Here is a 13,826-nt window from a genome sequence, read left to right as displayed (position 1 = left end):
GGCACGTGCTCTCGCCGCACCGGCCGAAAGCCCGAGTACGCCCAGTACGAGGGCTTTCACCCGGCACGCCGAGAGCACGCACCGGACGCCCCATGCGCCGCACGGGGCTTTCGAAACACCCCCTAGGTGACTTCTGCCGACGCGAGCACCGCGGGCCGGGCGGGAGAGTCGCGGTGTGACACTGATTCGACACACACCCCAGGAGAGCCGCCGACGGTCGGCGCCGGCGGTTCTGGGCGTCCTGGCCACAGCGCAGTTTCTGGTGGTCCTGAGCGCCTCGATCGTCAACGTGGCACTCCCGCAGATCCGCGACGGGCTCGCACTGGGCCCCTCCGGGCTGTCGTGGGTCGTCAACGCCTACGTGCTCGTCTTCGGAGCGCTGCTGCTCCTCGGCGGCCGGCTGGGCGACGTGTACGGGCTGCGCCGGGTGTTCCTCACCGGCGCGGCGCTGTTCGCGGCGTCCTCGCTCGCCGCCGGGCTGGCCACCGGGCCCACCACACTGATCGCGGCCCGCGCCGTGCAGGGGGCCGGGGGAGCGCTGCTGGCGCCCACCGCGCTGGCCCTGGCGCTGACCCTCTTCCCCGACCCGCGGGGGCGTGCCCTCGCGCTGGGCGTGTGGGGCGCGGTCTCCGGCGCGGGCGGCGCTGCGGGCGTCCTGCTGAGCGGGCTGCTGACCGGCGGGTTCGGGTGGCGCTCGGTGTTCTTCGCCATGGTCCCGTTCGCGCTGGCCGTGCTGGCCGCGGCGCGGCTGCTGCCGGCTGCCGGGCCCGCGCGGCGCGGTCGCCTCGACCTGCCCGGCTCGCTGACGGTCACCGGCGGCCTGATCGCCGTGGTGTACGGGCTGTCGGACCGCTCCTGGCCCGTGGCGGCCGCCGGAGCCGTACTGCTCGCGGTCTTCGTCGTGCTGCAGCGCCGGTCGGCCGAGCCGCTGGTGCCCGCCCGGGTGCTCACCGCCGGCTCGGTCGCCGCCGCCAACGTGCTGATGACGCTGCTCGGCGCGGTCTGGCTCGGGCTGTTCTTCCTCCTCCCGCTCTACCAGCAGCGGGCGCTCGGCTACAGCCCGGTCGAGACCGGGCTGACCCAGCTGCCGCTCGCCGCGACGGTCGCCGTGACCTCCTGGTTCACCTCGCGGCTCACGGGCCGGTTCGTGCTGCCGGCCGGGATCGTCCTGCTGGCCGCCGGGCTCGCCTGGCTGTCGCCGCTGCCCGGGGACGGCACCTTCCTGGGCACCCTGCTCGGTCCCTCGCTGCTCATCGGCGCGGGGCTGGGCGTGGCCTTCGTCCGGCTCACGGCCCTGTCGGCGGAGGGCGTACCGGCCGCCGACAGCGGACTGGCGGGCGGCCTGGTCAACGCCTCCCGGCAGGTCGGCGGCGCTGTCGGGCTGGCGGCGCTGACCGCCGTCTCCGGCACCTGGGGCGACAGCGCCGCCTTCCGGGTGCTCGCGGCCCTGGCCCTGCTGGTCGGGCTGCTCTCCCTCATCGTGCTCACACCGAGAAAGGAAACCCTGTGATGACCACGGACACCCCCAAGCCGTACCTCAACGGCCACTACGAGCCGGTGGCCGACGAGATCGCGGCGAGCGATCTGACCGTGCACGGCACCCTGCCGCCGGAGCTGGACGGCCGCTACCTCCGCAACGGCCACAACCCCAAGCCCGGCAGCACGCCGTCCCACTGGTTCAAGGGCGCGGGCATGCTGCACGGGGTGCGGCTGCGCGGCGGTCGGGCCGAGTGGTACCGCAACCGGTGGGTGCGCACGCCCTACCTGGAGGGCGTGCCCTTCACCGGCACTGAGCTGGAGGTCTCAGCCGCCGCCACCAACATCATCTTCCACGGTGGCCGCTATCTCGCCCTGCAGGAGGCCAACCTGCCCTGGGAGGTCGGCGCCGAGCTGGACACCATCGGCCCCTACGACTTCGGCGGCAGGCTCACCAGCTCCATGACCGCCCACCCCAAGGAGGACCCCGAGACCGGCGAGCTGCACTTCTTCAGCTACAGCCCCTTCCCGCCGTACCTGGTGTACTACGTGGCGGACGCGTCGGGCGCCATCGTGCGCTCCGAGGCCGTCGCGGGCGCGGGGCCGGCGCTGATGCACGACTTCGCGCTCACCCGCGACCACGTCGTCTTCCTCAACCTCTCCGTGGTCTTCGACCAGCGGGAGCAGTCCGGCATCCCCTACCGCTGGAGCGACGCGGCCACCGCCACCATGGGCGTGCTCCGCCGCGACGGCCGGGGCGGCCCCACCTGGTTCGAGGTCGACCCGGCGGCGCTGCTGCACGTCACCAACGCCTACACCGACGCATGGGGCCGCGTGGTCGTCGAGGGTCCCCGCTACGACCGCGCCTCCTGGGAGTCCTCGTGGAAGTGGTGGACCGGGGCGCCGGGCTACGGCCCCGCGCCCGTCACCGGGGCGACCCAGCACCGCTGGATCCTGGACCCGGCCACCGGCAAGGCGGCCGACGAGCCGCTGGACGACCTGACCACCGAGTTCCCCAGCATCAACGACGACCGCACCGGCAGCCGCAACCGCTACAGCTACGCCGTCGCCTTCCCCGGTACCGGCCACGGCGGGTACGCCACCGTCAGGTACGACGCCGACACCGGAGGGCGGCAGCTCCACCGGCACGGCCCGGACCGGATGCCGGGCGAGGCGGTCTTCGTCCCCGCCGCGGGGGGCACAGCCGAGGACGATGGCTATCTGCTGACCATCGTCAGCGATCTGCGGGCCGACGCCTCCCAGTTGCTCGTGCTGGACGCCGGGGACCTCGCGGCCGCTCCGGTCGCCGCCGTGGAGCTGCCCCGCCGCGTCCCGGCGGGCATCCATGGCCACTGGGTCCCCGACCACGGGTGACCGACCACGGGTGACCGGCACGCCGGGCCGTCGTACGCGTCGTCGTGCGTGTCGTCGTGCGCGGCCCCGGAGGCCCCGGAGGCGGACAGCCGCGCCGGCTGCGGACCGAGTCCCGGCTGGGCCGTGTCCGGGCCCTCCGGGGCTCGGTCTTGCCCGGCGCACGGCTCACCGGACTCCACCGGCGCCCCCGGGGGTACCCTCCCCTCGTGCGTGCCGCGGACCCCCCACCGGCCGGAGTCACTCATGACCGTCTCCCTTCTGCGTACCGCACAGGCGCCGCCCGTCTTTGTCGGCCGGGCGGGAGAGCTGCGCTCGCTGACGGACGCGGTGACGCACCCGCCGTCGGTGGCCCTGGTCGAGGGAGAGGCCGGCATCGGCAAGACCCGGCTGATCCGGGAGGCCCTGCGCCCGCCCGCCGTACGCGGGCGCCGGGTCCTTCAGGGAAGCTGCCGTCCGCTGCGTGAACCCTTCCCGTACGGGCCGGTCTTCGACCTGCTGCGCCACCTCACCGGCGGGCTGCCCGCCGCGCTCAGCCCGGTCTGCGGCGCGCTGCGGCCCTATCTGCCGGAACTCGCAGAGCGGCTGCCGCCGGCCCCCGAGCCGCTCGGCGATCCGCGGGCCGGCCGGCACCGGCTGTTCCGCGCCGTGCGGGCGCTGCTCGACGCGCTGGGCGAGACCGTGATGGTCGTCGAGGACCTGCACTGGGCGGACGAGGGCACCCGTGAGCTGCTGCGGTTCCTGCTGGACGACCCGCCGGACGCGCTGTCGGTGGTGCTCAGCTACCGCCGCGAGGAACTGCCGGGCGCCGTGCTGCCGCTGGGGCGGGCCTACCGCAGCCCGCCCGGGACCACCGCGGCCGTCATCCCGCTCCGCCCGCTGGACGCGCACGCCGTGCGCGCCCTGGTCGCGGCCCTCACCGGGGCGTCGGGGATCTCGGCGGCCCTCGCCGCTGAGCTGCACCGGCGGACCGCGGGCATCCCGTTCGTGGTGGAGCAGGTCGCCCGCGCGCTGCCCGGCGATTCGCTGCGCGCGCGGCCGTCGGAGCGGGCGGCGCTGGAGGCGATGGCGGTGCCCACGCTGCTGCGGGAGGCGATCGCCGACCGGATGAGCGTGCTGTCCCCCGGGGCCGTGGCCGCCGTGCACGCGGCGTGCGTGCTCCGCTTTCCCGCCGGCGAGGCGCTGATCGCCGCGGTCGTGCGCGGGACGGCGGACGCGCCCGTGACGGCGGAGGACTCGGCGGCCGTACGGGAGGCGCTGCTGGCCGGCGTGCTGCACGAGTGCGGCGACGACCGGTACGGCTTCCGGCACGCCCTCGACCAGCAGGCCGTCTACGCGAGCCTGACGGGACCCGACCGGCACCGGCTGCACCGGCAGGCGATGCTCGCGCTGGCCGGAGCGGACCCGCAGCCCCTCGTGCAGCTCGCCTACCACGCCCGCCGGGCGGGGGAGCTGACGCGGTGGCAGGGCTACGGCGAGGCGGCGGCCTCCTCGGCGCGGGAGACGGGCGACCTCGCGCTCGCCGTGGGCGTGCTGGAGGAGCTGCTGGCCGAGGGGCACCTCGGCAGGCCGGAGTGCGCCCGTATCGCGGTCGAGCTCAGCCGGGACGCGGTGGTCGGGCTCGCCCACCGCCGGGCCGTCGCGCTGCTGCGCGGCATCCTGCGGGACAGCCGGCTGCCCGCCGGGGTGCGCGGCGAGATCCGGCTCAATCTGGGGCTGCTGCTCTACAACCAGGCCGGCCGCTACGAGGAGGGCCGGCTCGACACCGAGCTGGCGGTCGAGGAGCTGCGCGACCGCCCGGCCCTCGCGGCCCGCGGCATGGCGGCGCTGGCCATGCCGGCCTGGGGCGACCACCCCTACCCCGTGTACGAGAGGTCGATCGAGCGGGCCGAGGCGCTGGCGGCCCGGGAGCCCGATCCGGCGGTGCGCACCGCCGTACGGGCCAACCGGCTGGCGCTCGCGATGTACGCGGGCGAGCCGGGGGTGTGGGAGCGGGCCGAGCGGCTCATCGGCGCGGCCGGGCCCGGCACCGACCGCAGACAGGTCGCCCGCGCCTGCGGCAACTTCGCGGACGCCGCCACCTGCCTCGGCCGCTACCGCGCCGCGCACCGCTTCCGGGACGAGGGGCTGCGGCTGGCCGCGGCGTGCGGTGCCGGGTACTACGAGGGCATCGTGGAGGGCACCGCGCTGCGCCTGGACTGGTACGCGGGCCGCTGGCAGGGCCTGGCGGAGCGCGCCCGGCACATCCTGGAGCTGGTGGACGGGGTCTCGGGCATCGCGTCCGACGCGCATCTCGTGCTGGGGCTGCTGGCGGGCACGCTCGGCGAGTGGGACGAGGCCGCCGCTGAGCTCGGGGCCGCCGGCCTGGACGACCCCCGGAACGCGCCCACCCCGATACTGGCCACCGCGTCCGGCGCCATGGCCCGGGTGCTCCGGGCGCGCGGCGAGCCGGTCCGGGCCCGGACCGAGACCGAGCGCGGCCTCGGCCGGATCCGCCGCAAGGGCATCTGGACCTGGGCCGGCGACCTGGTGCCGATGGCGGTGGGGGAGCTGGTGCGCGACGGCCGGCTGCCGGAGGCCGAGCGGGTCGCAGCCGAGCTGGCCGGGGGCATCGCCGGCCGGGACGCGCCGCTGGCGGCGGCGGCGCTGACCGCCTGCCGGGGCATCGTGGCGGCCGGTCACGGGCGGGCCGAGGAGGCCGCGGCGGCCTTCGAGGCGGCGCGTGCCGCGTACGCCGTGCTGCCGCAGCCCTACTCCGCGGCGCGCTCGGGCGAGGCAGCGGCCCGCTGCCGCCTCACCGCGGGCACCGCCGGCGCGGCGGAACAGCTCGCGGCGGTGGCCGAGCAGTTCGCCGAGCTGGGCGCCATCCGCGACGCCGCCCGCTGCCGCCGTGTGCTGCGCGCCCACAACGTCCTGCTGCCCTCCCGCCGCGGCCGCCGCGGCTACGGCGACCGGCTCTCGCCCCGGGAGCGCGAGGTGGCCCGGCTGGTCGCGCTCGGCCACACCAACCGCGAGATCGCCGAGGTGCTGTTCCTCTCCCCGCGCACCGTCGAGCACCATGTCGCCAGGGTGCTGCGCAAGCTCAACGTCCGCTCACGCGCCCAGGTCACCCGCGTGTGACCTGGGCGCGGACGCGAGCGCGCCCGCCGGAGCGGTCAGCCGGTGAAGCCGGCGGTGATGGAGGTGAACTCCCAGTTCGGCCGGTCCCGGTTGACCGACCAGAAGGCCATGCGGCCGATGTGGTGGGCGTTGGCCCAGTCGCGGATCTGGGTCCAGATCGCGGGCGTGGTGACCTCGCCCCCGTCGCTGTTCCCGTTCATCCCCGAGATGCCGAGGTGCGCGTAGGTCTCCGCGTCGGACCAGCCGTAGACGGACTGGAGCTTGGCCTTGAGGCCCTCGGCGGCGTTCACGGTGTGGCCGTACATGTCGCCGTGGCCGCCGAAGTTGAACGGCATGATGGTGAAGTTGTCGATGTCCGCCTGCAGGGCGTGGGAGCGCTCGATGAGGCGGTCGCCCCAGTAGTTGGGGCCGGTGTTGAGCGTCGGGAAGGTGAGGACCGTCTTGATGCCCGGGTTGTTCTGCTTGATGATCTTCAGCGCGTTGAGGATGCGGTCCTGGACCGCCGGGTCCTCGAATTCGTCGGTGTTCTCGATGTCGACGTCGATCACCTTCAGGTCGTAGGCGTCGACGACCTTCTGGTAGGCGCCCGCGAGGGCTTCAGGGGTGCGGCAGTTGGGGCCCAGCTTGTTGCCGCTCCAGCCGCCTATGGAGGGCGTGATGTCGCCGCCGGCCGCGCGGATCTGCCGGATGGCGGCCTCGTCCCTGCCGCCGGTGAGCGGGCGCTGGCTGTCCCAGGCGGGGTTGCAGCCGTTCTGGGCGAGGATGAACGCCATGGTGTACGACGTGATGCCGGTGGCCCTCATCACCTCGGTGGGGCTCGGCGGGTTGCCCCAGCCGAGATAGAGGTACGGGGCGGCCTGGACGAGGGTGGACTCGCGCCCGTCGTCCGCGGTGGCGGCCGGCGCGGTCAGGGCGAGGGGGACGGCCAGGCAGGCGAACGCTGTCGTGACCCGTCGCAGGAGGCGTCTTCCGGTGGGGGATCGCAAGGGGGGCTCCCTCGGCAAGCGGTCAGTTTTTGGTCATGACATGACAATCACATCCCGGGAGCGTATTGGTGTGTACCAATGCGGTCAATAGGTCTGGACCAACTCTGAAAAACTCCGGCCAACTCCGAAGCGGTGCGGAAGCTCCGGTGCCGGGCTCCCGAATTTGATACGTACCTCTACCTATTGAATCCCGGATTGTTCTCCACTCCGGCGTCTGCGAACTGTGAGACCGGACGGCGTCCTTGGTCCTGACCAAGCGACGCGACTGCCGGCGACCCGTCGCCGGCGCATCCCCCCACAACAGGAGGAGAAGTATGCGAAGAAGCCTGCTCCTGAGATCTCTTCTGGTGGCGGTCGTGGCCGCGGCCATCGGACTGCTGGGACCCGGCGCACAAGCCGCCACCTCCCCCCAGAGCCAGCCGGTCGCGGCGACCGAGGACCTGGGCGAGGGCGAGGGCATCACGGCGGAGCAGCTGGAGGCGGCGCTGTCGAAGTCCGCCAAGCCCATGGAGCCCCCGCCGGGCGGCTGGGACGTCCCGACCAACCGCAGCTACCACCTGCTGGCCTCCTGCCGGCCGCACGCCGCGGCGATCAGCCAGGGCGCGGCGGCCTGGGCCGGACTCGATGAGACGGCGAACAACGATACCCCGGTGGAGTGCCGGAACAGCTACATCACCGACTGCGGCGGTGGTGGCCGGATCGTCGGCTGCAACTGGGGCCGTGGCCAGCGCATCGCGCTGTACATGGGCGGCGTCCGCGACCAGGCGCTGCTCGCCGCGCACGAGTTCGGCCACGACTGGTACGGCCACTCCAGCTACCGGTGCGCCGGCTGGAGCAACCCCCAGCACGTGATGGCCCCCTCGCTCTGCGGCTTCGGGCCCTCCGGCGCCAAGGAGACGGTCCGTATCGACTGAGCGCCCCCGCGCGGCGCTCCGCCAGGGAGCGACCGCGCATGCCTGCCCCGTGGCGCTCGCTGAGGCGGCGGTGGCGGTGCGTACGCCACCGCCCCTCGGCGTGCCCTGCGCCGTGCACAGAGACGGAGGCCGCGTACGGGGCTGCCGCGCCCCGGGGGCTCAGGCGGGGACGGCGCGGGTGAGCATGTCCCCCCGGCGCATCCGCCCGTCGGCGGTGAACTGCCCGAAGAAGGAGACCTCGATCGCCAGGCGCTTGCCGCGCTGCTGTACGTGCAGGGTGTAGCGGGCGGCGATCCGGTCGCCGTCGGCGAGGGCCTCGTGCACCTCCACCCGGGCGCTGGGCCGGTTCTTGCGCACCGGGCGGGTGTGCGCGATGAGCTTGGCGCGGTCCATCCGGTGCCCGTCGGCGACCTGGACGATGTCCGCGGTGTGGTACCGGTCGACGATCCCGGCGGCGTCGTCGTCGCTCGCCAGCAACTCCTCGGTGAAGGAGGTGATGAAGTCGGCGATGAAACGCCCGGGTTCGGTGGCGTCGCGTGCGGGCATGGCGCTCCTCGCGATCGGGGCCTTCAGGGCTATCTCTTACACGCTGTAAGATATGAGTCGCCCGATAACTTTGACAAGGTGTAAGAGATGACTCCGCCTCCCGCGCCCCGGCGCCGTGCCGACGCCCGCCGCAGCAGGGCCGCCATCCTGGAAGCCGCCGCCCGGGTGCTCGACGGCGACCCCGACGCGCGGCTGGAGGCAGTCGCCGCCGCCGCGGGCGTGACCCGCCAGACCGTCTACGCCCACTTCCCCTCCCGGGAGCGGCTGCTGGCCGGGGTCGCCGACCAGCTCACCCAGCAGGCCGTCGCCGCGATGGACGCCGCCGAGCCCGACGCGGGACCGGCCGCCGACGCCCTGCTGAGGGTGCTGGACGCAAGCGCGGAACCTCTGTCGCGCTTCCCCGCGCTGGTGCGGAGGATCAGCGCGCTGCCCGTCGGCCCCGGCGCGGACCGCGAACGGCACGCGCCGGTCGCCGAGCGGCTCGCCCGTGTGGTCCGACGGGGGCGGCGGGCCGGGGAGTTCGACGACCGGCCCCCCGTCGACTGGCTGGTCACCGTGGTCATCGGGCTCGCCCACGCGGCGAGCGAGGAGCGGGACGCCGGCCGGATGACCGGCGCCCAGGCGCGGGAGGCGCTGCGTACGAGTGTGCTCCGCGTACTGGGCGCGTCGGCACCGGGGTCGGCACGCGCGGAGCAGGACCGCACCCCGTGAGGGGCGCGGCCCCGAGGCCGGGCGCGGACGATGCGCCGGTGACGGTTGACCCTGACGCAGGGGCAACCCCGCAGCATCGCCGGCATGACAACGAGAACCAGCGCGATCGAGGCCACCGGGCTGCGGGTGTCGTACGGCGGCCGCGAGGTGGTCGCCGGAGTCGACCTGACCGTCCCCGCGGGCACCGTCTACGCCCTGCTGGGGCCCAACGGAGCCGGTAAGACCACCACCGTCCGGACGCTGTCCACCCTGCTTCCCGCGGACGCCGGCGCGGCCCGGGTCGCCGGGTACGACGTACGCCGCGAGGCCGACCGGGTGCGCGCGTCGATCGGGGTGACCGGGCAGTTCTCCGCCGTGGACGAGGTGCTGACCGGGCGGGAGAACCTGCGGATGATGGCCGACCTCGGCCACCTCGGCCGGCAGCGCGCCCGGACCGCGGTCGGGCGGCTGCTGGAGCGGTTCGGGCTGACCGACGCCGCCGACCGGCGCGCGGCGACCTACTCCGGCGGGCAGAAGCGGCGGCTGGACCTGGCGATGACCCTGGTGTCCGGGCCACGGCTGATCTTCCTCGACGAGCCGACCACCGGCCTCGACCCGCGCAGCCGCCGCGGCCTGTGGGACCTCGTGCGGAAGCTGGTGGCCGAGGACGGGACCACGGTCTTCCTCACCACCCAGTATCTGGAGGAGGCCGACCGGCTCGCCGACCGGATCGGCGTGCTCGACGGGGGGCGGCTGGTCGCCGAGGGCACGGCGGCCGAGCTGAAGCGGCTGGCCCCCGGCGGCCATATCGAGCTGCGGGCCGCCGGCCGCGCACAGCTGGCCGAGCTGGCCCGCCGGCTGCCCGGAGCGGCCCCGGACCCCGCGGCCCTCACCGTGACCCTGCCGCACGACGGCAGCGTCGGCGCGCTGCGCCGGCTGCTGGACAGCGTCGACGACGGCGCGGTCACCGGGCTCACCGTGCACACCCCGGACCTGGACGACGTGTTCCTGGCGCTCACCGGCCGCCTCGCCGCCACCGGCACGCCGTCCCAGGAGGCGCCGGTATGAGCACCGCGGCACACCCCGTCCGCGACGCGGCGACCATGCTGCGCCGCAATCTGCGCCACATGGCCCGGTATCCGTCGATGACGGTGATGCTCGTCGGGCAGCCGCTGCTGTTCCTGCTGCTGTTCGTCTACGTCTTCGGCGGCACCCTGGGCGCCGGACTGCCGGGGGTCCCGGCGGGGGACCGGAGCGCCTATCTGACGTTCGTGACGCCCGCGATCCTGACGATGACGGTCGCCAGCGTGTCCATCGGCACCGCGGTCCTGGTCGCCACCGACCTGTCGGGCGGGATCATCGACCGGTTCCGGACCCTGCCCATCGCCAAGTCCTCGGTGCTCACCGGCCATGTCCTCGGCGCGATGATCCAGACCGCGCTGGCGCTCGCCGTGGTCCTCGGGGCGGCGTTCCTGCTCGGTCTGCGGAGCGCGGCGCCGCTGGAGCGGTGGCTGGGCCTGGCCGGGCTGCTGGCCCTGCTCTCCCTGGCGCTGACCTGGTTCACCGTGGCGCTGGGGCTGGCCAGTCCGAACCCGGAGACCGCGAGCAACCTGCCGATGGTCTTCGTGCTGCTGCCGTTCGTGGGCAGCGGGTTCGTGCCGGTCGCGTCCCTGCCGGCCGGGCTGCGGTGGTTCGCGGGACACCAGCCGTTCACCCCGGTCATGGACACCCTCCGCGGCCTGCTCGCCGGGTCGCCGAGCGGCCCTGACGCGCTCCGCGCGGTCGGCTGGTGCGCGGTGATCGGAGGGTGCGGCTACCTCTGGGCACGGCACCTGTACCGGACCCGGCCCGTGCGCTAGCGCCGTGGCCGGGAAGGTTTGCCGTCTCGCGTCGTCCGGTGCGGTGCCTCGCAAGGCGCCGGATCGCGGCTCGTACTGGGCGTACTTGCGTGATCCGGCAACGCCGCGAGGTGTCGTGCCGGGCGGCGCGAGGCGGTGAACCTTTCCGGCCACGGCGCTAGGAAGCGTCTCTCGCCTGCGCCCTGGGAGACTGAACCGATGCTGACGATCGGCGAGCTGGCGTCGTACGCCGGAGTGACGGTGCGCGCGGTGCGGCACTACCACGCCAAGGGGCTGCTGCCGGAGCCGGAGCGGGACCACTCCGGCTACCGGAGGTACGGCGCCGACGCCGTGGTCGAGCTGATCAGGATCCGCACCCTCGCCGCGGCCGGGGTCCCGCTGGCCCGGGTACGGGAGCTGCTCCAGGCCGGCCAGGAGGAGTTCGCCGCGGCGGTCGCGGACATCGACCGCCGGCTGCGCGCCGAGATCCAGGAGCGGCAGCGGCACCGCGAGCGGATCGCCCGCCTCACCGCCGGGGACGGCCTCGCGCTGCCCCCGGAGGTGGTCGGGCTCCTGGACCGGCTGCGGGCGCTCGGGGTCGACGAGCGGATCGTACGCGTCGAGCGCGACGGCTGGATCCCGCTGGCCGCACACGCTCCTGAGCGCGTCCGGGACTGGGCGGCCCGCAAGCGGGCGCAGCTCGCCGACCCGCAGGTCGTCGACTTCTACCGCACCCTGGGCCAGGCCCTCGACCGGGACGGCGACGACCCGCGGCTGGTCGAGCTGGCCGACCGGCTGGCCGCCTACCTCACACGGACGGCCGACGAGCGGGGCGAGGACTACGTCGACGACACCGACCTCGAACCGCCGTTCGTCCAGGTGATGGACACGCTGGCGTTCGACACCGCGCCGCCGGCCCGTCGGCTGATCGAGCTGCTGAGGCAGCGCGGCTGGACCGGCTGGACCAGGCTCAGACGTCTCGACAGGCCCGCGCGCGCCTCGGGACTGCGCCCCGAAGGGGGTCCATAGCGGCTTCGCCGCGGGGCGCGACCAGGCACGCACCCGCACTCTGCGACGAAACCGCGAGGGGCAGCCCCCGACCCGGCCTGATCCGCAGGACCCTCCCTATGGCTTGCGGCCGACCCCGCCGTAGAGGGGCACCTGCGGCAGGGGGCCCACATCCGCCGCCTCGGGCCGCCACTGCGGACAGGGCACGAACCCGGGCTCCACCAGCTCCAGGCCGTCCAGGAAGGCCGCCACCTGTTCGGGCTCGCGCGGCCGGTAGGGCACGGCACCGCTGCGGTTGTAGCCCTCCAGCGCCCGCACATAGCGGGCATCGGTGTTGGTGCCGTCCCGCACCGCCAGATGGCTGCCCGGGGTGACGGCGTCCATCAGCTGCCGGACGATCGACCGGGCCTCGTCGTGCTCGGGCACGTGGGCCAGGATGCCCATCAGCATCACCGCGACCGGCCGGTCGAAGTCCAGGGTCCGCGCTGCGGCCTCCAGGATCCCGGCCGGGTCCGCCACATCGGCCTCGATGTAGTCGGTCGCGCCCTGCGGGGAGCTGGTGAGCAGCGCGTGCGCGTGCGCGAGCACCAGGGGATCGTTGTCGACATAGACGATGCGGGACTCGGGGGCCGCCCGCTGGGCGACCTCGTGGGTGTTGTCGACGGTGGGCAGGCCCGTCCCGATGTCCAGGAACTGGCGGATGCCCGCCTCCTCGACCAGATAGCGCACCGTGCGGCCGATGAAGTGCCGCCCGACGCGGGCGAAGGTGAACACGTCCGGGTACACCTGCTGGACCCGGTCGCCGGCCTGGCGGTCGACGTCGTAGAAGTCCTTGCCGCCGCTCCAGTAGTCCCAGATTCGCGCCGAGTGCGGCACCGTGGTGTCGATCCGGGCTGTCGTCTCTGCCTTTCCGGGCCCCTGGGCCATGGTCCACTCCCGCGTCGCGACTGCTGGTGCCCCCAACTTACGGGCGTGCGGCCCGCCGTGGAACGCGTGGGGTCGGGTCCGCCGCTCCTCGGTCGTGCCCGCGAATATTCCGTGCTGTGCCCCCGGCGGGCGTGCAGACTTGCTCCATGGCGGACATACGGGGGTTCCGGGACGCGGTCGCCGACTGGGCGAACGGCGGCCCCGGAGGGCCCGCGAGCGAACTGGCCGCGCGGCTGCGGGTGCGGACGGCGGTGCTGCTGGAGGGGCTGAGCGACCTCGCGGCCGTCGAGGCGCTGGCCGAGCGGCGCGGCCGGGACCTGGCCGCCGAGGGGGTGTGCGTGGTGCCGATGGGCGGCGCGATGAGCGTCGGCCGCTATGCCGGCCTCCTCGGGCCGCCCGGCCTCGGCCTGCGGCTGGCGGGCCTGTGCGACGAGCGCGAGCAGGGCTGGTACACCCGCGGTCTGCGGCGGGCGCGGGCGCCGCACCGGGACGTCTTCGTGTGCGTGTCGGACCTGGAGGACGAGCTGATCCGCGCGCTGGGCACGGCACGCGTCGAGGAGATCGTCCATGCCGAGGGCGACCAGCGCCCATGGCGGACCTTCCTGCACCAGCCCGCACAGCACGGCAGGCCCCGGCAGCGGCAGCTGCGGCGGTTCCTCGGCACCAGGGCCGGCCGCAAGATCCGCTACGGCCGGCTCCTCGTCGAGGCCCTGGCCCCCGAGCAGGTGCCGGCCCCGCTCGACGACCTCCTCACCAGCGTGTGACCCTCCGTGCCTTCACTCAGTGAGCCCCGCGGCCCGCAGCCGGGCCCGCACCGCGGGCCACTCGGGGTCCGCCGGCGCGCTCCGGTGCTCGCCGGAGCCCCGGTCCTTGAAGCCGCTGGAGGTGGACACGCAGACCACGGGGCCGTCGAAGCCCGCCCCGGCAGCCCCTGTCTCTTATACACAACT

The 13,826-nt window shown here is 74.6% G+C and carries 11 protein-coding genes and 2 pseudogenes; 9 read left to right on the top strand and 4 right to left on the bottom strand.

What is annotated here, in order from left to right; all coding sequences use genetic code 11:
• The first annotated feature begins 175 nt into the window (after positions 1-175).
• The 3 genes from G5C65_RS17690 to G5C65_RS17680 all read left to right on the top strand — a co-directional run bounded on the left by G5C65_RS17690 (position 176) and on the right by G5C65_RS17680 (position 5,967).
• Positions 176-1,510 carry an MFS transporter gene (locus G5C65_RS17690; protein WP_165299823.1) on the top strand — a complete coding sequence of 445 codons (1,335 nt, stop codon included), beginning with the start codon at positions 176-178 and terminating at the stop codon, positions 1,508-1,510.
• The gene (locus G5C65_RS17685; protein ID WP_165299822.1) at positions 1,510-2,850 is read left to right on the top strand and encodes a carotenoid oxygenase family protein; all 1,341 of its coding nucleotides are present in this window, start codon (positions 1,510-1,512) and stop codon (positions 2,848-2,850) included. The genes G5C65_RS17690 and G5C65_RS17685 overlap by 1 nt, the downstream gene beginning before the upstream one ends.
• A gap of 243 nt (positions 2,851-3,093) precedes the next feature.
• Complete coding sequence (locus tag G5C65_RS17680) at positions 3,094-5,967, top strand: ATP-binding protein (RefSeq protein WP_165299821.1); 2,874 nt, start codon at positions 3,094-3,096, stop codon at positions 5,965-5,967.
• A gap of 35 nt (positions 5,968-6,002) precedes the next feature.
• Here the strand turns inward: G5C65_RS17680 and G5C65_RS17675 are convergent.
• Positions 6,003-6,830, bottom strand: a pseudogene (locus G5C65_RS17675) (chitinase); the annotation flags it as partial.
• Positions 6,831-7,267: 437 nt separating this feature from the next.
• Here G5C65_RS17675 and G5C65_RS17670 point away from each other — a divergent pair.
• Positions 7,268-7,867, top strand: a complete 600-nt coding sequence (locus G5C65_RS17670) for a hypothetical protein (RefSeq protein ID WP_165299820.1) — start codon at positions 7,268-7,270, stop codon at positions 7,865-7,867.
• Between the two features lie 159 nt (positions 7,868-8,026).
• On the opposite strand, the gene G5C65_RS17665 is transcribed toward G5C65_RS17670, so the two are convergent.
• Positions 8,027-8,413, bottom strand: coding sequence for a nuclear transport factor 2 family protein (locus G5C65_RS17665; RefSeq protein WP_165299819.1), 387 nt, complete (start codon positions 8,411-8,413; stop codon positions 8,027-8,029).
• Positions 8,414-8,500: 87 nt separating this feature from the next.
• Here G5C65_RS17665 and G5C65_RS17660 point away from each other — a divergent pair, with 87 nt between their 5' ends.
• From G5C65_RS17660 to G5C65_RS17645, 4 genes are all read left to right on the top strand, one after another.
• Positions 8,501-9,124 (top strand): TetR/AcrR family transcriptional regulator, encoded by a 624-nt coding sequence (locus G5C65_RS17660; RefSeq protein WP_165299818.1) that lies wholly within the window; start codon positions 8,501-8,503, stop codon positions 9,122-9,124.
• A gap of 84 nt (positions 9,125-9,208) precedes the next feature.
• A complete protein-coding gene (locus tag G5C65_RS17655) occupies positions 9,209-10,171 on the top strand; it encodes an ATP-binding cassette domain-containing protein (RefSeq protein WP_165299817.1) in 963 nt (320 codons plus the stop codon).
• Positions 10,168-10,962 carry an ABC transporter permease gene (locus tag G5C65_RS17650; RefSeq protein WP_165299816.1) on the top strand — a complete coding sequence of 265 codons (795 nt, stop codon included), beginning with the start codon at positions 10,168-10,170 and terminating at the stop codon, positions 10,960-10,962. The genes G5C65_RS17655 and G5C65_RS17650 overlap by 4 nt, the downstream gene beginning before the upstream one ends.
• Positions 10,963-11,160: 198 nt before the next feature.
• Positions 11,161-11,970, top strand: coding sequence for a MerR family transcriptional regulator (locus tag G5C65_RS17645; protein ID WP_165299815.1), 810 nt, complete (start codon positions 11,161-11,163; stop codon positions 11,968-11,970).
• A 96-nt stretch (positions 11,971-12,066) separates the two neighbouring features.
• Here the strand turns inward: G5C65_RS17645 and G5C65_RS17640 are convergent, their stop codons facing one another.
• Positions 12,067-12,876: an SAM-dependent methyltransferase gene (locus tag G5C65_RS17640; protein ID WP_165299814.1), complete on the bottom strand. Its 810-nt coding sequence runs from the start codon at positions 12,874-12,876 to the stop codon at positions 12,067-12,069.
• Positions 12,877-13,022: 146 nt separating this feature from the next.
• Here G5C65_RS17640 and G5C65_RS17635 point away from each other — a divergent pair, with 146 nt between their 5' ends.
• Complete coding sequence (locus G5C65_RS17635; RefSeq protein WP_165299813.1) at positions 13,023-13,640, top strand: TOPRIM nucleotidyl transferase/hydrolase domain-containing protein; 618 nt, start codon at positions 13,023-13,025, stop codon at positions 13,638-13,640.
• Positions 13,641-13,652: 12 nt separating this feature from the next.
• On the opposite strand, the pseudogene G5C65_RS40745 reads toward G5C65_RS17635, so the two are convergent.
• A pseudogene (locus G5C65_RS40745) lies at positions 13,653-13,790 on the bottom strand (threonine synthase); the annotation flags it as partial.
• Between the last annotated feature and the right edge of the window lie 36 nt (positions 13,791-13,826).

Source organism: Streptomyces boncukensis, from assembly GCF_011045075.1.
GTDB classification, from domain to species: domain Bacteria; phylum Actinomycetota; class Actinomycetes; order Streptomycetales; family Streptomycetaceae; genus Streptomyces; species Streptomyces boncukensis.
Note: the sequence above shows the minus strand (reverse complement) of the source record. Positions and strands in the feature narration are given on the sequence as shown.

Excerpts from the sequence above, each read along its gene's own strand:
- G5C65_RS17685 (WP_165299822.1), top strand. The coding sequence starts at position 1,510 with ATGACCACGGACACCCCCAAGCCGTACCTCAACGGCCACTACGAGCCG.
- G5C65_RS17680 (WP_165299821.1), top strand. The coding sequence starts at position 3,094 with ATGACCGTCTCCCTTCTGCGTACCGCACAGGCGCCGCCCGTCTTTGTC.
- G5C65_RS17670 (WP_165299820.1), top strand. The coding sequence starts at position 7,268 with ATGCGAAGAAGCCTGCTCCTGAGATCTCTTCTGGTGGCGGTCGTGGCC.
- G5C65_RS17665 (WP_165299819.1), bottom strand. The coding sequence starts at position 8,413 with ATGCCCGCACGCGACGCCACCGAACCCGGGCGTTTCATCGCCGACTTC.
- G5C65_RS17660 (WP_165299818.1), top strand. The coding sequence starts at position 8,501 with ATGACTCCGCCTCCCGCGCCCCGGCGCCGTGCCGACGCCCGCCGCAGC.
- G5C65_RS17655 (WP_165299817.1), top strand. The coding sequence starts at position 9,209 with ATGACAACGAGAACCAGCGCGATCGAGGCCACCGGGCTGCGGGTGTCG.
- G5C65_RS17650 (WP_165299816.1), top strand. The coding sequence starts at position 10,168 with ATGAGCACCGCGGCACACCCCGTCCGCGACGCGGCGACCATGCTGCGC.
- G5C65_RS17645 (WP_165299815.1), top strand. The coding sequence starts at position 11,161 with ATGCTGACGATCGGCGAGCTGGCGTCGTACGCCGGAGTGACGGTGCGC.
- G5C65_RS17640 (WP_165299814.1), bottom strand. The coding sequence starts at position 12,876 with ATGGCCCAGGGGCCCGGAAAGGCAGAGACGACAGCCCGGATCGACACC.
- G5C65_RS17635 (WP_165299813.1), top strand. The coding sequence starts at position 13,023 with ATGGCGGACATACGGGGGTTCCGGGACGCGGTCGCCGACTGGGCGAAC.